We start from the raw sequence: 17,340 nt of genomic DNA on the forward strand, positions 1-17,340 counted from the left end.
GTGGCGGCAGGGGCCTGCTGCCGCCGTCCCTAAAGTGTCCGGGCGCGCCAGCTGTGGGTCAGGTAGGGGAGCTCAACCAGCGATCCGGGGGAGTGGCCCAGATGTTCGTGCAGGTACCAGTCGAGATTGGCCAAGACCTTCGCCCGGGTGACCTCGCTCGCGCGCAGGTAATAACTGCGGGTCTTGACCAGTTCCATGACGTCATCAGTGCTGAGCGGATCATGCCAGCGGGTTACGTGCCCTTCCAGCCCGCTGAACTCCGGGCCGATCCGGGGGCGGAAATCGGGTTTGAGCACGTCGCCGGCATGCATGATGCGCGACAGCCGGTGCACCCAGGGCACGCCGGTATCCAGTTGGTTCCACACCATCCCCAAGGTTCCGCCGGGCTTCAGGATCCGGGCTGCTTCAGTGCTGGCCCGCAAGGGATCGGTCCAATGCCACGCCTGGGCCACGGTGACTACGTCCATGCTGGCGCCGGCGAGGCCTGTGTCCTCCGCGCTGCCCACCACCGTGGCCACGCCGGGCAGGTTGCGCTCCAACTGGGCCAGCATGTCCGGCGAGGGGTCCACCGCAACCACCTGCAGCCCGCGGGCGGCCAGTGCGGCGGTGTATTTGCCGGTGCCGGCTCCCACGTCGGCGGCGGTCCTGGCCCCTGCGGGAAGCAGCCAGTCGACGGCGTCGTCCGGGTAGCCCGGACGGATGCGGTCGTAGTGTTCGCCGCCCTGCTGGAAAGTGTTGGCGTAGGCTCGGCGCTGCTCATCGTCCATCCGGGGGCCGCTGTGTGCCACGTGGTGCTCCTTGTGCGCGGGGCTGTTACCGGCCCTCGCCGCCGGCTTCGATCCGGCCGGTTGCCTCGCTGTCGGAGGCCCCGGCCGTTCCGGCGGGACGCTGTCCGCGCAGTTCGGGGTTCAATCGGTGCAAGGCCTGCTGGTGCAGCAGGCCGTTGGTCGCCAGCGCGTTGCCACCGAAGGGGCCGTCTTCGCCTTCCAGCGAGCTGAACCGCCCGCCGGCTTCGGTGACGATCGGCACCAGTGCAGCCATGTCATACAGATTGAGTTCGGGTTCGCAGGCGATGTCCACGGCACCTTCTGCCACCAGGCAGTACGACCAGAAATCGCCGAACGCGCGCGTTCGCCAGACAGAGTCGGTCAGGTCGAGGAAGTCGTGCAGGTTGCCGCGTTCCTTCCAACCGCCGAGGCTGGAGTAGGACAGCGAGGCGTCATCCAATCGGTCCACCGCGGAGACCTGAAGCCGGGTCGCGGTGGCCAGCGAGCGTCCCGTGTAGGCGCCGGTTCCTTTGGCGGCCCACCACCGTTTGCCCAGCGCCGGCGCGCTGACCAGGCCGACGACCGGCTGCCCCTCGTCCACCAAAGCAATGAGGGTGGCCCAGACCGGGACGCCCCGGACAAAGTTTTTGGTGCCGTCAATCGGATCGATGATCCAGCGGCGGGCGCCGTGGCCGCTGCTGCCGAATTCTTCGCCGAGCACGGCGTCGCGCGGCCGGGAACGGGAAAGCTGGCCCCGGATTGCTTCTTCGGCTGCACGGTCCGCATCCGTCACGGGGGTCAAATCCGGTTTGGTCTCCACCTTCAGGTCAAGGGCCTTGAAGCGGGCCATGGTCTGCGCGTCCACGGAGTCGGCCATCACGTGGGCCAGGCGCAGATCGTCGTTGTAACTTTGCGGAGCGAGGGTCATAGGTTCAACCTATCGGTAAGTGAAGTGCTGGCGCGGGAGGCAGCGCCTGCAGCCGGGGGAGGCGAACCTAGACGGTGCCGAGTTCCTTGGCCTCCGCGCGTTCTTCGACGCCCAGCAGGCGGCGCAGGGACGCCAGCCTGGCTGGCCCGGCGTCGCCGGCCCCGCCTTCCGCCACGTAGGCGTCAACCCCGCAGCCGACGGCAGCCGCATCGTGTTTGCAGCCGCGGGGGCAGTCCGCCGTGCCCGGTTCCAAGTCCGGGAAGGCGGAGAGGATGCGGTCGGGGTCCACATGGGCCAGCCCGAAGGAGCGGATTCCCGGCGTGTCGATGATCCAGGTCCCGGCCGGCGAGTCCAAAACCTTCAGTGCCAGGGCCGACGACGAGGTGTGCCGGCCGCGCCCGGTGACGGCGTTGACTCCGCCGGTGGCGCGCTGGGCTCCGGTGAGCGCATTGACCATGGTGGATTTGCCCACCCCCGAGTGGCCCAGCGTGACGGTGACTTTCCCATCGAGATAACCGCGCAGCTGGGCCACGGCCTCGGTGTCCAGCCGGGCGGACAGGCCTTCGTCGGAGCGCGTATCAATCCCTGAAGCGTCGACGGCGGCGGTGCGGCTGACGATAACCGGCAGCTCCAGATGCTCGTAGTTGGACAGCAGCTCGGCAGGATCCTTCAAGTCGGCTTTGGTGACGCACAGCAGCGGGGTGATCCCGGCATCGTACGCCGCCACCAGTGCCCGGTCGATGAACCCGGTGCGGGGTTCGGGGTTTGCGGCGGCCACCACGATCACCAGTTGGTCGGCATTGGCCACCACCACGCGTTCGACCGGATCCGTGTCATCCGCGCTGCGGCGCAGCAGGGTGCGGCGTTCCTCTACCCGCACCAACCGGGCGAGGCTGTCGGACTCGCCGGAAACATCACCGACCAGGGCCACGAAATCTCCTGCCACCACCGGCGTGCGGCGCAACTCGCGGGCGCGGGCGGCCACGACGATGCGCTCGTCGGGAGTGTCTTCATCAACGACGGCGGTATAGCGGCCGCGGTCCACGGTGACGATCCGGCCGAGCTCGGCGTCCTTGTACGACGGACGGTCCTTGGTGCGCGGACGGGTTCCGCGCTTGTTGGGGCGGATGCGCACATCCGATTCGTCCCAGCTTCCGGTACTGCGCGCCACCGTCAGCCCTCGGTGGCCGCGGGAGACGGTGCGGCAGCAAACATGTCCTGCCAGAGCTGCGGGAACTCGGGCATGGTCTTCGCCGTGGTTTCGATGTCCTCGACCTCCACGCCGCGGACGGCCAGGCCGATGATGGCGCCAGCGGTGGCCATGCGATGGTCTTCGTAGGACCGGAACAGTCCGCCGTGCAACGGACGCGGCCGGATGAGCAGCCCGTCGTCAGTCTCCTCGGCGTCGCCGCCCAAGCGGTTGATTTCCGCCACCAAGGCAGCCAAACGGTCGGTTTCGTGGCCGCGCAGGTGCGCAATGCCACTCAGGCGGGACTCGCCGTCGGCCAGTGCGCACAGCGCTGCCGCGGTCGGCGCCAGTTCGCTCGTATCGGCAAGATCGGCGCCGGTGATCGAGTCGCCACCGATGACCGTCAAGGTCCCGTTGTCCAGTGTGACCGTGGCGCCAAGCTGCGGCAGGATGTCCCGCCAGGCATCCCCCACCTGGGTGGTGGCAGTGGGCCAGTTGGGAATCCGGACCCTGCCGCGGGTGGCCAGCGCGGCCGCCAGGAACGGGCCGGCGTTGGACAGATCCTGTTCGATCCTGGTGTCGAAGGCGCGGATGGGGCCGGGGGAGACCACCCAGTGGTTGGGCGTCGAGTCGTCCACCGCTACGCCCAGGTCCCGCAGCAGCTGGACTGTCATGGTGATGTGGTCCAGACTCGGCACCCGGCCACCGGTGTGCTCGAGGTGCAGGCCGTCGCGGAAACGGGCACCCACCAGCAGGAGGGCGGAGACAAACTGCGAGGAAGCGCCGGCGTCGATCGCCAGGTGGCCTCCGGCCACGCCGCCGGTACCGGTGATGCTGAACGGCAGGCTGCCGTGTCCGGCGTCGTCCACGTCCAAGCCCAACCGGCGCAGTGCGTCAATGGTAGGAGACATGGGCCGGCGCCGTGCGGCCGGGTCGCCGTCGAACTCAACTGTTCCGCTGCACAGCGCAGCCAGCGGAGGCACGAACCGCATGACCGTTCCGGCCAGCCCGCAGTCGACGCCGGCGCTGCCCAGCGGCCGGCCCGGATCGATGGGATCGACCAACAGGTCGGGGCCGAACCGGCCGTCGCCTTCGGCCTCGCTGATAACGGCTCCCAAGGACCGCAGCGCTTCGACCATCAGCAGGGTGTCGCGTGAATGCAGCGGAGCACGCAGCCGCGACCGGCCGTCCGCGATTGCCGCGAGCACCAGATAGCGGTTGGTGAGGGACTTGGAGGCAGGAATCTGGACGGTGGCGTCAATCGGCGCCTCAGCGTAGGGAGCCGGCCAATGGCTGGCAGGGAGGGGCATAGCGTTCAGGATCCCACCACATCCGCCGTGGCTGTGCGCACTGCGCGTTCGGCTTTCTTCAACTGGTTCCGGGCGTCCTTGCCAAGCGACCCCGCATTGCGGCGCGCACCTTTGCTGAGGGACCGGACGTTGCGGCGGGCATCGGCCGCCAGGTGCTCGGCTCGCCAGACCAGGCCAGGCTGGCCGTTGGTATCCACAGCCGCCAACATGACGGCCCCGATCAGTGACAGGTTCTTCAGCAGCTGGTTGCGGCGGGAGCGCCTGGCGTCCGCCGTCGCGGCATCGGCAGCCCGGTAGTCCACCACAGTGTGGATGGCAGCGGTGCTGGCCAGCACCGCAGCCGCAAGCCGCGAGAACTTGCCCATGCCCAGCAGGACACCCGCTCCCACCTGGGCTGCGCCCAGGGCACGGGCGATCAGCTTCTCCTGCCCGGCGAGCGTGCCGGTCGCGGGAAGGACGGACCCCGTTTGCTGAACGAGCGGTCGCAGGGACGCCGCCGTGTCCTCGGTGTGGCGCAGACGGTCGATGCCGGTAGCTACAAAGCTGGTGGCCAGCAGCGGGCGGGCGGCAAGGCGGACGATTGACATGGAAGCCTCCTGGCTGTCAGCGTGCGTCGAAGGAATCTGCGCCCTTCCCTCCAGCGGCGCCGGGGGAAGGTGGCACTGCACACTAGTTTGGCACTTTTGTTGGCACCGCACACCTTGCAGGGCCGGTTACCACGGCCGGCGGGGAATAGTAGCGCGGGAACGACGGTTAGCTAGGAGAGGAAGGCCGGTGCATCGTCTCCGGCCCACAGGGTCGCACCGGAGGGAGAACTTGTGGCTACAGCGCTTGCCGAACGGGACCATGCGGGACCGGTTGCGGACACAGCGTCCGCCCCGGCGTTCGTGCAGCTCAGCGTAGACTGGGAGCCAATGACGACTGAGAATTCGGACGCCACCCAGGACCGCACACCCGGCACAACCGGGGAGCGGGATGAGGTCGACGTCCAGACGGAAACTGCCGATCAGCGCCGTGCCCGGTTTGAACGCGACGCCATGCAGTATGTGGACCAGCTGTATTCGGCCGCAATGCGGATGGCACGCAATCCCAGCGATGCCGAGGACCTGGTGCAGGAGGCCTACACCAAGGCCTTCTCCGCATTCCACCAGTACAAGCCCGGGACCAATCTCAAGGCGTGGCTGTACCGGATCCTGACCAACACCTACATCAACCTCTACCGGAAGCGGCAGCGCGAACCGCAACAGTCCAATACGGACCAGGTAGAGGACTGGCAGATGTTCCAGGCTGCCTCGCACACCTCCTCCGGACTCCGGTCCGCGGAAGCCGAGGCGCTGGACCACCTGCCGGACTCAGATGTCAAGAACGCACTCCAGGCCATCCCGGAGGAATTCCGGCTGGCCGTGTACTTCTCGGATGTAGAGGGCTTCGCCTACAAGGAAATATCGGAAATCATGAACACCCCCATCGGGACCGTGATGTCCCGCCTGCACCGGGGACGCAAGTTGTTGCGCGAGCTGCTCGCGGACTATGCGCACGAACGCGGCATGACGGGCACCAAGGACAAGAAAAGCGCCGCGGCGGCGGTGGGGACACAACAGGAGAACGGCAAATGAGCGACTGCCATGGACTGGGCGACTGCGAAGACGACCGGATGCAACGAATCTACGAGTACGTTGACGGCGCGCTCTCGCGCGAAGACCTAGCTGAAATCAAGGCGCACCTGGATAACTGTCCCGAGTGCGCCGAAGAACACAACCTGGAATGCCTGATCCGTTCCGTGGTGAAGCGATCCTGCCAGGAGGCGGCACCGCAGACGCTGAAAGAGCGCATTCTGGACAAGATCAGCCATATTCCGGAAGTCGACACCGTCTAGAACCGGCACGGTCTTGTACCGGCACTTTTTGGAAGCCGGCATTGTCTGGAAGCCGGCATTGTCTGGAAGCCGGCACCGGCTATGGGCTGCCCGGAGACGGGTCAGCCTGCAGGAACAGCAAAGAACCCCCGCGGCCCAATGGGTGCGGGGGTTCTTCTTTCAGCAGCGTCAGCCGCGAAGGCTGTTGCCCAACTGCTTAGGTGTTGGGGCGCTTGCCGTGGTTTGCGCCGCCGCGCTTACGGTCACGGCGCTTGCGTGCTCGCTTGCTCATGGGCTGCCTCCTTTGCTGGATAAAAAAGAACTGCGTACCAGTCTTTCATATGCTCGCGGCTCGTCCTAACCAACGGCAGGTCCCGTCAAGTGGTCAGCGCAAGGCCGCGGTGATCGAAGCCCGGGCCTGCTCCAGCACCGTCCTGATGGTCTGCACGGCAACTTCGTCCACGGTGCCGGCCGCGCTGCCTCTGCGCAGCTGCACCCTGACGTCGTCGCGGAAGTCGTTGAGCAGGTGTTCCAGTTCCTTCACGGTGCGGTGTCCTGCGGCATCTGCTGCCCGCGGGGACTTCCTGGCGCTGGTGCGGGCCGCTTCGGCTGAGGCCGCAAGGTCCGCCCGCAACCCTTTCATGGAACTGCGCAGTTCCTCCCGCAGGTCGTCCGCGAGCCGCCGCACCGACGCCGAGATGTCCGCTTCGACATCGGCCAGCTCGTCCCGGCGCGCGGCCAGTTCCTGCAGTCCGGCAGCGGTGATGCTGTACACCGTCCGGCGCCCGTCCGAGGCCGTGGTGACCAGCCCCTCGTCCTCCAGCTTGGCTAGCCTCGGATAGACCGTGCCCGCGCTGGGGGAGTAGGTGCCGCCGAACCGGTCGCTGAGGGCACGGATAATGTCATAACCATGCTTGTCGCCTTCCGCCACCAGCGCGAGCAGATAAAGGCGCAAGGCGCCGTGAGCGAATACCGGAGGCATCAGTTGACCTGGCTTCCGGCGTTGTCGCGATGGAAAACGGCCAAGGTGCCTGAAACGGTGGTTGAGCGGAGCATGAGCCCGCGGCCTGCGGGGCCAATCCGGGTCTTCACCTTCTCCGGGAAGCCGAAGAACTTCTGGTCGTTCACCGTGATGGTGCCGGTAGCTGAGGAAGCGGCCACATCCACCCCGCACTCGTCCGGCACGCGCACGGTGACGTCGCCGGAGACGGAATTGACTGCCAGGTCCTGCGGAGTGCCGTGCAGATCGAAGCTGAGGTCGCCGCTGACCGTACTGGCACGGATGTGCTCCAGGTAGCCTGAAGCTGTTACTTCACCCGAGACGCTCTTGGCCACCAGGTCGCCACTGTGATGGCGGACGATGGCTTCGCCGCTGACCGTTTTGACGGTGAGCTTCCCGGCAGTGTCGTCGGCCATCATGGAGCCGGACACGGTGCTCAGCTCTGCACCGGCCGTGGCGCCGCACACCAGCCCGTCACCACTGACGGTTGCCGCCTTGACCGGAACGGCCCGGGGGATGGCGATGCTGATGACGGCTTCCTCCCCGACTCCGGAAAGCGTCAGATTGGCGTGCCGGGTCAGGAAGCCCAGCGGGCCCTCGCCGGCCTTGCTGTGGCTGATCTCCAGCGTGCCGCTGCGCAGGGTCATCTCCAGCGGAGAGCCGATAACCTCCGAAACCTCCACGCGGACTGTCGGCTCGTCATGGACGATGATGTCGAGCCGCCCTTTGACGATGGAGGCCTTCAGCGAGCGGACACCGTCTACGTCGATGGTCCGCGGGCCGTCGATGCTCCAAGCGTCGTCGTCGTCGTTCATGGGACTGTCCTGCCTCTGGCGATACATCGCTCCAAACGCGATATATCTCGTGATACGAGTCACGATATATCGCAACTCAGCGGGCGGCAAGAGGTCGCGGCTGGGAAGGTGCGGGCAGCGGAGCGGGAGGCAGCGACAGCAAAGGCGGGGCAGGATCCTTGTCCTGACCCGCCCTCGGGGCTGCAGAGTGCCTCGGACTGCCTGTCGTGGCGTCGCTAAAACGGTTCAGGCAGGTCCAGCCACGGGTACCACCCGCGGTGCAGTACCAGCCAGGCCATCAGCCCGTAACCCGCTTGGCCAGGAGTTCCGCCGTTGCCGGCCAGGTCCGTGCGCCACTGCTCGTGGTTGAGCAAGGGGGTAAACGTATCGACGAAGACATGCTTGCGGCGTGTGGTGACATCGCCGAAGGCATTCGACAGTTCCGCCAACTGGATGTTGCGGTCCGCGTCCAGTCCGGGCGGGGGGCCAACCACGAAGACCTTGACGCTCAGCTGTGCCGCACCGTCCAGGATGTTCGCCAGATTCAGCCGGCTGCGGGCCGTGGACAGTCCGAGCTCAAGGTCGCGGCCGGACAGCCCGATCACGAGGCGGTTTTCGAAGCCGTCATCGAAACGCCGCCCGGCTTCCTGCAGCCAGCGGCTGGCCAGTTCCTCGGTTCCCTCATTGGGCGAAGCCAGCACGAAGGACTCCAGGGTGGCTGGATCCGGGTTGGTCCGGGCCAGCGTTCGGCCCAGCCAGCCGAGGGCGCGCGGGTCGCCCACGCCGGCCAGCAGTTGATCACCCACTGCGGCAATCCTGATTCTGCGTTGCTCCACGAGTAGCTTTCTGGGTTGACGGGGCTGGTAGCGGTGCTTAAACGAAAGTGGGCGGGGCGCCCTGCGGCACCCCGCCCACTATCTTACTTACTGGCGTTCAAAGGTTTTCTTGACCAGAACGTCCTGCTCCACGGCATGGCGCTTTGCCGAACCGGTGGAGGTAGCCGCCGACGCCGGGCGGGAGACCAAACGCAGCGGACGGTCCAGTGCCTCCGGCAGGTACAGGCCCATGAACGGCCACGGGCCCTGGTTGGCCGGTTCGTCCTGGGCCCAGACGATGTCCGCGTTCGGGTACTTGGCCAGCTCGGCCTTGATCTCCTCGACCGGCAGCGGGTACAGCTGCTCCACACGCACGAGTGCGGTCTTGGTGTCGGAGTTCTTCTGCCGGGCAGCCAGCAGGTCATAGTAGAGCCGGCCGGAGACCAGCACCACGCGGTCCACCTCATTGGCGTTCAGGTCCTGGGAGTCTCCAATAACCGGCTGGAACGTGCCGGTGGTGAAGTCCTCGACCTTGGCCGCAGCGGCCTTCAGCCGCAGCAGCTGCTTGGGCGTGAAGATGATCAGCGGCTTGCGCGGGCGGTTGTAGGCCTGGCGGCGCAGCAGGTGGAAGTGCGAGGACGGCGTGGTCGGGTTGGCCACGATCATGTTGTCCTCGGCACACATCTGCAGGAAGCGCTCAATCCGGGCCGAAGAGTGGTCCGGGCCCTGGCCTTCGTAGCCGTGCGGCAGCATCAGCACCAGCGAGGACCGCTGGCCCCACTTCTGCTCGGCCGAGGAGAGGAACTCGTCGATCACCGTCTGGGCGCCGTTGACGAAGTCGCCGAACTGCGCCTCCCAGAGCACCAACGCGTCCGGGCGCTCCACTGAGTAACCGTATTCGAAGCCCATGGCCGCATACTCGGACAACAGTGAATCGTAGATCCACAGTTTGGCCTGGTCGTCGGACAGGTGGCTCAGCGGGACCCACTCTTCCCCGGTGACGCGGTCGTGGAAGACTGCGTGGCGCTGCACGAAGGTGCCCCGGCGCGAATCCTGGCCCGCCAAGCGAACCGGAACCCCTTCCATCAGCAGCGAGCCGAAGGCTGCGAGTTCGCCAAAGCCCCAGTCGATGTTGCCTTCGCGGGACATCTGCTCGCGGCGCTCCAGCAGTGCCTTCAGCTTCGGATGGACGGAGAAGTTTTCAGGCACCTCGATATGGGCCTTGCCGATCCTCGCCATCATGTCGGCGGAGATGGCTGTTCCGGCCGGCACGTTGTCGGATTCCTCGGCCTGCTGCGACATCGGGCGTTCCAGATCGGACACCGCGGCGGAGTCCTTGGTGATCACCGGGAGCGGCGAAGTCTGCGCGGCATGCGTCTCGGCGAACACGCGCTCCAGCCGTTCCTGGTAGTCGCGCAGTGCCTGGTCGGCCTCGTCCTGGGTGATGTCGCCGCGGCCCACCAGGGCTTCGGTGTACAGCTTGCGGGTGGAGCGCTTGGCCTCGATCAGGTTGTACATCATCGGCTGGGTCATCGACGGATCGTCGCCCTCGTTGTGTCCGCGGCGGCGGTAGCAGACCATGTCGATGACGACGTCCTTGTGGAACCGCTGACGGTACTCGTAGGCCAGCTGGCCTACGCGGACCACAGCTTCAGGATCGTCGCCGTTCACGTGGAACACCGGCGCCTGGATCATCTTGGCAACATCGGTGGAGTACACCGAGGACCGCGAGGCCTGCGGCGAGGTGGTGAATCCGACCTGGTTGTTGACCACAATGTGCACCGTGCCGCCGGTGCGGTAGCCGCGCAGCTGGGACAGGTTCAGCGTTTCCGCCACGACGCCCTGGCCGGCAAAGGCTGCGTCGCCATGGATCATCACCGGCAGCACCGGGAATTCGTCGCCCTTGTCCAGACGGTCCTGCTTGGCGCGGGCGATGCCTTCGAGCACCGGGTCGACGGCCTCAAGGTGGGAGGGGTTGGCAGCGAGGTAGACCTTGGTCTCGTTGCCGTTGTCGGAGGTGAACTTCCCCTCGGTGCCCAGATGGTACTTCACGTCACCGGAGCCCTGGACGCTGCGCGGATCCTGGGTGCCTTCGAACTCGCGGAAGACCTGTGCGTACGTCTTGCCCGCGATATTGGTGAGCACGTTCAGCCGGCCGCGGTGGGCCATGCCGATGGCTACTTCGTCCAGGCCGTCGTCGGCGGCGTCGGAGATCACTGCATCCAGCAGCGGGATCAGGGACTCGCCGCCTTCCAGCGAAAAGCGCTTCTGGCCCACGAACTTTGTCTGCAGGAAGGTTTCAAACGCTTCGGCAGCGTTGAGCTTGCCCAGGATGCGCAGCTGCTCCTCGCGGCTGGGCTTTGCGTACTCGCGTTCCAGCTCGCTCTGGAACCACTCGCGCTCGGCCGGGTTCTGAATGTGCATGTATTCGATGCCGGTGGTGCGGCAGTAGGCATCGCGCAGCACGCCGAGGATGTCACGCAGCTTCAGGCGGTCCTTGCCGCCGAATCCGCCGGTGACCCATTCGCGGTCCAGATCCCACAAGGTGAGCCCGTAGGTGTTGATGTCCAGGTCCGGGTGCTTGCGCTGGACGTACTCCAGCGGGTTGATATCTGCCATCAGATGGCCGCGGACGCGGTAGGCGTGCACCAGTTGCTGGATGCGGGCCACCTTGTTGACCTGCAGGTCAACGTCCACCTGATTGTCCGGACGCCAGCGGACGGGCTCGTAGGGGATGCGGAGCGCTTCGAAGATCTCGTCATAGAAGCCCTGGTCGCCCAGCAGCAGCGACTCGATCAGGCGCAGGAACTCGCCCGAGCCGGCTCCTTGGATCACCCGGTGGTCGTAGGTGGAGGTCAGGGTGATGATTTTGCCGACGCCTTGCGCGGCGATGGTCCGTTCGCTGGCACCGCGGAACTCGGCGGGGTACTCGAGGGCACCGACGCCCACGATGGTGGCCTGGCCCTTGGACAGCCGGGGGACGGAGTGCACCGTGCCGATGCCGCCCGGGTTGGTCAGCGAAACGGTCGTGCCTGCGTAGTCGTCGGCGGTGAGCTTGCCGGCACGGGCGCGCTTGATCAGGTCCTCGTAGGTGTGCCAGAACTCGGAGAAGTTCATGGTTTCGGCGCGCTTGATGTTCGGCACCACCAGCAGGCGGGTGCCGTCGGCCTTGGGCATATCAATGGCGATGCCGAAGTTCACGTGGGCCGGCTGGACCGCAACGGGCTTGCCGTCGACCTCGTCATAGTGGACGTTCTGGCTCGGGAACTGGCCCAGCGCCTTGACAACGGCGTAGCCGATCAGGTGTGTGAAGGAGACCTTGCCGCCACGGGCGCGGGCCAAATTGGAGTTGATCACCACGCGGTTGTCGATCAGCAGTTTGGCCGGAACCGCGCGCACCGTGGTGGCCGTGGGCACGCTGAGGCTGGCGTCCATGTTGGTGGCGATGGCCTTGGCGGGGCCGCGGAGCACGGTGACAGTGTCATCTTCCGCTACAGCGCTGGGCGCGGACTTGGGCAGCTGGGCGGGGATCGGGGCCGGCTTCGGCTCAGCCTTCGCTGCCGGCTTGGCAGGGGCGGAAGCGGTCTCGGTGGACGTGTTGGCGGCAGGTGCATTGTCGGCCGGAACGGGTTTGGTTCCTGCCCGGTCCGGAGCCGTGCTTTCACCCGAGGCAGCGGGGGTGCCGCTTACCGGGGCGGGGCGGGACGGGGACTTTGCGGTAGCAGCTGTCGCGGGAGCCGTCGTGTCATTCGGGCTGCCGGCGCCACCATTGGCTGCCTCGAAGATGCTCCACCATTTCTTGTCCACGGAATTCTTGTCTTGGAGGTACTGCTCGTAGATTTCATCGACGAGCCATTCGTTACCGCCGAATTCCTCGGGTAGACGAAGGTTGGGATGCTCTGGCACTTGTGATACGCCTCTTCCGTGAATTGCCGCTTGCCCTGCAGATCACACGATTCCCCTGGCTGTTTCCGGACCTGCCGGCTAGCAGCGGAATTGCGAGTGCGCATCTGCCGCGCACTAGATCTGGACCAGTAGCCAGTCTAATGACACTTTCGCAACGCAGGCTAATCTTTACCCCCTTGTACCTCTGAACCCGCGCCAATTCATTAAGGAGCCGTGTGCCTCTAGACTCTCAGGGGAGCCGGGAGAGTTCTACAGGGCCGGGCCGCCCTTGGCGGTTGCACCACGCTGTTTCGCGGCGCAGTCACGCTGCCGCAAGCGGCCCGCCACACCTGGGGGCGCAGGGGCCGTGACCGCCGTGCCCGGACCCCGGCTACCTTCCAGTCCGACTGACCCGCACCAACGCACCGACCGGCCGTCCCGCCGGCGTGCACGGCGATGAGTAAAGAGAGCAACTATGCGCCTGATTAATCAGCCGATGACCGACCTGACCTATTCGGACGTTTTCCTGGTGCCTTCGCGCTCGGATGTCATTTCCCGGCTGGATGTGGACCTGGCCGCCGGCGACGGCACCGGCAGCACCATCCCGCTGGTCGTGGCGAACATGACCGCGGTCAGCGGACGCCGGATGGCAGAGACAATAGCGCGACGCGGCGGGCTGGCCGTGTTGCCGCAGGACGTGCCGTTGGACGTGCTGGCAGAGGTCACGGGCTGGATCAAGGCCCGCCACACGGTCTTTGAAACCCCGTTGAAGCTGACGGCGGGCAATACCGTCATCGACGCACTCCACCTGATGGACAAGCGGTCGCACGGCGCGGCCGCGGTGGTGGACGACGCCGGCAAATGCGTGGGGGTGGTGCGCGCGGAGGACTGCGAGGGCGTTGACCGGTATGCCTCGCTGGAGGCAGTGATGGCGGCTCATCCGCTCTTGCTGGAGGCTTCCATGTTCGACGTCGGCGCGGACACTGCGTTGCGGCGGGCCTTCGATTTGTTCGACTCGGCCTCGGCATCTTTTGCACCGGTGGTGGACGACGACGGCATGCTGGTCGGCGCGCTCACCCGTGCCGGCGCGTTGCGCTCGACCATTTACAACCCCACACTGGACGCACAGGGCCGGCTCAAGGTAGCCGCCGCCGTCGGGATTAATGGCGATGTCCGTGCCAAAACCGAGGCTTTGCTGCAGGCCGGGGTGGACGTGCTGGTGGTGGATACGGCCCATGGGCACCAGCGCAAGATGTTCGATGCACTGGAAGCGGTGCGCAGCTTGGATCCGCAGGTTCCGGTGGTGGCGGGCAACGTGGTCAGCGCCGAGGGAGTGCGCGACCTGGTGGAAGCCGGCGCGGACATCGTCAAGGTCGGCGTAGGTCCGGGAGCCATGTGCACCACCCGGATGATGACCGCCGTGGGCCGGCCGCAGTTCTCAGCCGTGCAGGAATGTGCGGAGGCTGCGCGGGAGCTCGGCGCCCATGTATGGGCCGACGGCGGAGTCCGCTATCCGCGGGACGTTGCCCTGGCGTTGGCGGCCGGCGCCAGCCAGGTGATGATCGGCTCCTGGTTCGCCGGGACGCATGAAAGCCCGGGGGACTTGCTGACGGACAGCAACGGGCGGAAATACAAGGAGAGCTTTGGCATGGCGTCGGCGCGCGCCGTGCAGAACCGGACCCGGCGCGACGACGCTTTCGAGCGGGCACGAAAAGCGCTCTTCGAAGAAGGCATTTCGTCGTCCAAAATGTACGTTGACCCGCTGCGCCCCGGCGTGGAGGACTTGCTGGACGACATCACTGCCGGTCTGCGCAGCTCGCTGACCTACGCAGGTGCGCAGAACCTGGTTCAGTTCCGCGAACGCGCCATTGTGGGTGTGCAGTCAGCCGCCGGCTATGAAGAAGGCCGTCCGGTACCGCAGAGCTGGTAGGGAGACGGCTGGCGCCGGTCGCTCCGGGCGCCGTGGCTGGTACGCCCCCGGCAGAACGGCCGCAAAAAACTGCCCGCGGCGGAAGCCGGCTGCTACGCTATAGCCCATAATGGACAGCTATTCTAGGAGCCGGTCCGTGACGCGCCCCGCAGGGCAGGCAGCATGCCGTACCGCGGGAGCACAGGCAGCCCACACGGGCGCCGCGTGCGAGGCGTCACCCAGCACCGGCAAATCCCGTGCACGTGCCCATCACACCCTTGCCGCCCGCGCGGCCAGTCAGGAGCCTCCTAGTCCGGGCTCGGATGACCCCCCTCCAGCGGACCGCCTGAAGTTGAGGACGGTGCCGCAATAATGGAATGGATCCAGATCGCCGCCGGCCTGCTGCTGATTCTCGGTACCGGATTCTTTGTCGCCGTGGAATTCGCCCTGGTGGCGCTTGACCAGCCAACTGTGCAGCGAGCCATCGACAACGGCGACCGCGGTGCAGCTCCGCTGATGAAATGCCTGAAGTCCCTTTCCACGCAGCTCTCCAGCTGCCAGCTCGGGATCACCCTGACAACGCTGCTCACCGGATTCCTGATGGAACCGGCCATCAGCACCCTCTTGCGGCAGCCGCTGACGGCGCTGGGCCTGGCCGACGCGGTCATCCATCCGGTCGGCGCGGTGATCGCCATGGGCATCGCTACTTTGCTGTCCATGCTGCTGGGCGAACTGGTGCCCAAGAACGCCTCCATCGCTTTGCCGATGGCGGTTGGCAAGGTGGTCGCGCGGCCGCAGTTAATCTTCACCGCGGTGTTCAAGCCGTTCGTGGTCATGCTTAACGGCTTCGCCAACAAGGTGCTGCACCTGTTCGGGCTGGAGGTCAAGGAAGAGCTTTCCGGGGCCCGCACGCCCTCGGAGCTGGCATCGTTGGTGCGCCGCTCGGCCGAAATGGGCACCTTGGATGCCGGCACCGCAAACTTCCTCGCCCGGACGCTGTCTTTCTCCGGCCGGACAGCGGCCGACGTGATGACACCGCGCATCCGGGTTGAGTTCATCGATGCAGATCAGACTGTCGCCGACCTCATTGCCGCGGCCCGCCGCACCGGGTACTCCCGGTTCCCGGTGCTCGGAGATTCCCCGGACGACGTCCGCGGCGTCGCGCATATTAAAAAGGCCATTGGCGTGCCGCGCAAGAAGCGTCCGCACCTGGCTGCGGCCACCATCATGGCCGATGTGCTCCGGGTGCCGGAGACCGTGCACCTGGATTCGCTGCTCGCGGAGCTGCGCGCCGCAAACCTTCAGTTCGCCGTCGTCCTCGATGAATACGGCGGTACCGCGGGTGTGGTGACGCTGGAGGACCTGGTGGAGGAAATAGTCGGTGAAGTCGCGGACGAACACGACCGGGTGAAGCCCGGCGTGCTGCAAAGCGCGGCAGGGAACTGGTATTTCCCCGGTTTGATGCGTCCGGACGAGGTCAGCGAGCAAATCCCGCAGCTCACCGTGCCGGATGAAGCCAGCTACGAAACTGTTGGCGGCTTCATCATGGCGCAGCTGGGCAGGATTGCGGTCGTCGGGGACACCGTTTCGGTGGACGGCGGCACGCTGGAGGTCGAGCGGTTGGACGGACGGCGGGTGGACCGCGTGCGCTTCATTCCCGCTGAGCCAACCGGTGCCGTGCTGCCTGACACCGGCAACGCCGGAGGTGGGCTCTGATGGCCGCCATGGGTATTTTCTGGCTGGTGGTGCTGCTGCTCGCCAACGCGTTCTTCGTCGGCGCCGAATTCGCGGTCATGTCCGCCCGCCGCAGCCAGATCGAGCCGCTCGCTGACAGCGGATCAAAGCGGGCAAAGACCACGCTGTGGGCCATGGAGCATGTCTCCCTGATGCTCGCGTGCGCGCAGCTGGGCATCACCGTGTGTTCGCTGCTGATCCTGAACGTGGCAGAGCCGGCCATCAAGGAACTGCTGCTGCTGCCGCTGGAAGGGTGGCTGGGCATTCCCTACGAGATCTCCTACGGCATCGCGTTTGCCGTGACGCTGCTGCTGGTGACGTTCCTGCATGTGACCTTTGGCGAGATGGTCCCGAAGAACATGTCCGTCTCCATGGCAGATAAGGCCGCGCTGCTGCTGGCTCCGCCGCTGGTGGCAGTGTCCAAGCTGGTGCGGCCGGTCATATCCTCACTGAACTGGACGGCAAACCACATCCTGCGGGCCGTGCGGATCGAGCCGAAGGACGAGGTCTCTTCCACCTTCACGCTGGAAGAAGTCCAGTCCATCGTCCAGGAGTCCACGAGGCACGGGCTGGTCGACGACGACGCCGGACTGATCTCCAGCTCGCTGGAGTTCTCCGCCGTGACCGCGGCCGCCGTGATGGTGCCGCTCGACCAATTGGTGACCATCGGCGTCGACGCCACGCCGGAGCAGTTTGAACGTGCCGTGAGCCGGACCGGGTTCTCCCGGTTTGCCGTGGCCGACGCGGACGAGAACCTCACCGGGTACCTGCATCTGAAGGACGTCATGACCATCCCCGAGGACAGGTTCAATAAGACGATCCCGGTGACCAAGGTCCGCACGCTGGCCAATCTGGCACTCGATGAAGAAATCGAGGACGCGCTTGCCGTGATGCAGCGGACCGGTTCGCACCTGGCCCGCGTGCTGGGCACCGACGGCAGCACGCACGGCGTGTTGTTCCTCGAGGACGTGCTGGAGGTCCTCGTGGGCGAGATCCGCGACGAGACGCAGGCCCAGGGGTTGCGCCGCACCGGAGAATAAACGTCTCGGACCCCCTCCGCGGACCGCGCAGGCGGCCGCTGGCGAATAAAAGTCGCGGGTGCTGGCGGGCGCGCAGGCGGCCGCGGAAAGCTGCTCCCGGGCGCGGGGCCGTGT

The 17,340-nt window shown here is 66.3% G+C and carries 15 protein-coding genes; 5 read left to right on the top strand and 10 right to left on the bottom strand.

The annotated features are described in order from the left end of the window. Window positions 1-29: 29 nt before the first annotated feature. The 5 genes from AC5RWT_RS19595 to AC5RWT_RS19615 form a co-directional block, all read right to left on the bottom strand. Complete coding sequence (locus AC5RWT_RS19595; protein ID WP_494081629.1) at window positions 30-788, bottom strand: class I SAM-dependent methyltransferase; 759 nt, start codon at window positions 786-788, stop codon at window positions 30-32. A 25-nt stretch (window positions 789-813) separates the two neighbouring features. Next, on the bottom strand, window positions 814-1,695 hold the full coding sequence (gene hisN, locus AC5RWT_RS19600; RefSeq protein WP_494081630.1) for a histidinol-phosphatase: 882 nt from the start codon (window positions 1,693-1,695) through the stop codon (window positions 814-816). A gap of 67 nt (window positions 1,696-1,762) precedes the next feature. Next, window positions 1,763-2,866: a ribosome small subunit-dependent GTPase A gene (gene rsgA / locus AC5RWT_RS19605; protein WP_494081631.1), complete on the bottom strand. Its 1,104-nt coding sequence runs from the start codon at window positions 2,864-2,866 to the stop codon at window positions 1,763-1,765. A 2-nt stretch (window positions 2,867-2,868) separates the two neighbouring features. After that, on the bottom strand, window positions 2,869-4,194 hold the full coding sequence (gene aroA, locus AC5RWT_RS19610) for a 3-phosphoshikimate 1-carboxyvinyltransferase (RefSeq protein WP_494081632.1): 1,326 nt from the start codon (window positions 4,192-4,194) through the stop codon (window positions 2,869-2,871). 5 nt (window positions 4,195-4,199) lie between these two features. Further along, window positions 4,200-4,781, bottom strand: coding sequence for a DoxX family membrane protein (locus tag AC5RWT_RS19615; RefSeq protein ID WP_494081633.1), 582 nt, complete (start codon window positions 4,779-4,781; stop codon window positions 4,200-4,202). 327 nt (window positions 4,782-5,108) lie between these two features. Between AC5RWT_RS19615 and AC5RWT_RS19620 the strand changes: the two genes are divergently transcribed. After that, complete coding sequence (locus AC5RWT_RS19620; RefSeq protein WP_493966198.1) at window positions 5,109-5,810, top strand: sigma-70 family RNA polymerase sigma factor; 702 nt, start codon at window positions 5,109-5,111, stop codon at window positions 5,808-5,810. After that, window positions 5,807-6,070 (top strand): mycothiol system anti-sigma-R factor, encoded by a 264-nt coding sequence (rsrA, locus tag AC5RWT_RS19625; protein ID WP_494081634.1) that lies wholly within the window; start codon window positions 5,807-5,809, stop codon window positions 6,068-6,070. Before AC5RWT_RS19620 ends, rsrA begins: the two co-directional genes overlap by 4 nt. A gap of 196 nt (window positions 6,071-6,266) precedes the next feature. Here the strand turns inward: rsrA and AC5RWT_RS19630 are convergent, their stop codons facing one another. The 5 genes from AC5RWT_RS19630 to AC5RWT_RS19650 all read right to left on the bottom strand — a co-directional run bounded on the left by AC5RWT_RS19630 (window position 6,267) and on the right by AC5RWT_RS19650 (window position 12,564). Then, window positions 6,267-6,341 carry a 50S ribosomal protein bL37 gene (locus AC5RWT_RS19630; protein ID WP_369299106.1) on the bottom strand — a complete coding sequence of 25 codons (75 nt, stop codon included), beginning with the start codon at window positions 6,339-6,341 and terminating at the stop codon, window positions 6,267-6,269. A 93-nt stretch (window positions 6,342-6,434) separates the two neighbouring features. After that, window positions 6,435-7,031, bottom strand: a complete 597-nt coding sequence (locus tag AC5RWT_RS19635) for a PadR family transcriptional regulator (RefSeq protein ID WP_494081635.1) — start codon at window positions 7,029-7,031, stop codon at window positions 6,435-6,437. Further along, complete coding sequence (locus AC5RWT_RS19640; protein WP_494081636.1) at window positions 7,031-7,864, bottom strand: DUF4097 family beta strand repeat-containing protein; 834 nt, start codon at window positions 7,862-7,864, stop codon at window positions 7,031-7,033. Before AC5RWT_RS19640 ends, AC5RWT_RS19635 begins: the two co-directional genes overlap by 1 nt. Before the next feature lie 215 nt (window positions 7,865-8,079). Further along, window positions 8,080-8,679 carry a GDSL-type esterase/lipase family protein gene (locus AC5RWT_RS19645; RefSeq protein ID WP_494081637.1) on the bottom strand — a complete coding sequence of 200 codons (600 nt, stop codon included), beginning with the start codon at window positions 8,677-8,679 and terminating at the stop codon, window positions 8,080-8,082. Window positions 8,680-8,766: 87 nt separating this feature from the next. Beyond that, window positions 8,767-12,564: a multifunctional oxoglutarate decarboxylase/oxoglutarate dehydrogenase thiamine pyrophosphate-binding subunit/dihydrolipoyllysine-residue succinyltransferase subunit gene (locus AC5RWT_RS19650; RefSeq protein WP_494081638.1), complete on the bottom strand. Its 3,798-nt coding sequence runs from the start codon at window positions 12,562-12,564 to the stop codon at window positions 8,767-8,769. Window positions 12,565-13,018: 454 nt separating this feature from the next. Here AC5RWT_RS19650 and guaB1 point away from each other — a divergent pair, with 454 nt between their 5' ends. From guaB1 to AC5RWT_RS19665, 3 genes are all read left to right on the top strand, one after another. After that, window positions 13,019-14,473, top strand: coding sequence for a GMP reductase (gene guaB1 / locus AC5RWT_RS19655; RefSeq protein WP_494081639.1), 1,455 nt, complete (start codon window positions 13,019-13,021; stop codon window positions 14,471-14,473). A 351-nt stretch (window positions 14,474-14,824) separates the two neighbouring features. Further along, entirely contained in the window at window positions 14,825-16,168 is a 1,344-nt protein-coding gene (locus tag AC5RWT_RS19660; protein ID WP_494081640.1) for a hemolysin family protein, read from the top strand. Next, on the top strand, window positions 16,168-17,226 hold the full coding sequence (locus AC5RWT_RS19665) for a hemolysin family protein (RefSeq protein WP_494081641.1): 1,059 nt from the start codon (window positions 16,168-16,170) through the stop codon (window positions 17,224-17,226). The genes AC5RWT_RS19660 and AC5RWT_RS19665 overlap by 1 nt, the downstream gene beginning before the upstream one ends. Window positions 17,227-17,340: the final 114 nt, after the last annotated feature.

The organism is Arthrobacter sp. Dra40 (genome assembly GCF_059091905.1).

Bases quoted from the DNA above. Each gene is read 5' to 3' on its own strand.
- hisN (WP_494081630.1), bottom strand. From the start codon at position 1,695: ATGACCCTCGCTCCGCAAAGTTACAACGACGATCTGCGCCTGGCCCAC.
- aroA (WP_494081632.1), bottom strand. From the start codon at position 4,194: ATGCCCCTCCCTGCCAGCCATTGGCCGGCTCCCTACGCTGAGGCGCCG.
- AC5RWT_RS19615 (WP_494081633.1), bottom strand. From the start codon at position 4,781: ATGTCAATCGTCCGCCTTGCCGCCCGCCCGCTGCTGGCCACCAGCTTT.
- AC5RWT_RS19620 (WP_493966198.1), top strand. From the start codon at position 5,109: ATGACGACTGAGAATTCGGACGCCACCCAGGACCGCACACCCGGCACA.
- rsrA (WP_494081634.1), top strand. From the start codon at position 5,807: ATGAGCGACTGCCATGGACTGGGCGACTGCGAAGACGACCGGATGCAA.
- AC5RWT_RS19635 (WP_494081635.1), bottom strand. From the start codon at position 7,031: ATGCCTCCGGTATTCGCTCACGGCGCCTTGCGCCTTTATCTGCTCGCG.
- AC5RWT_RS19640 (WP_494081636.1), bottom strand. From the start codon at position 7,864: ATGAACGACGACGACGACGCTTGGAGCATCGACGGCCCGCGGACCATC.
- guaB1 (WP_494081639.1), top strand. From the start codon at position 13,019: ATGCGCCTGATTAATCAGCCGATGACCGACCTGACCTATTCGGACGTT.
- AC5RWT_RS19660 (WP_494081640.1), top strand. From the start codon at position 14,825: ATGGAATGGATCCAGATCGCCGCCGGCCTGCTGCTGATTCTCGGTACC.
- AC5RWT_RS19665 (WP_494081641.1), top strand. From the start codon at position 16,168: ATGGCCGCCATGGGTATTTTCTGGCTGGTGGTGCTGCTGCTCGCCAAC.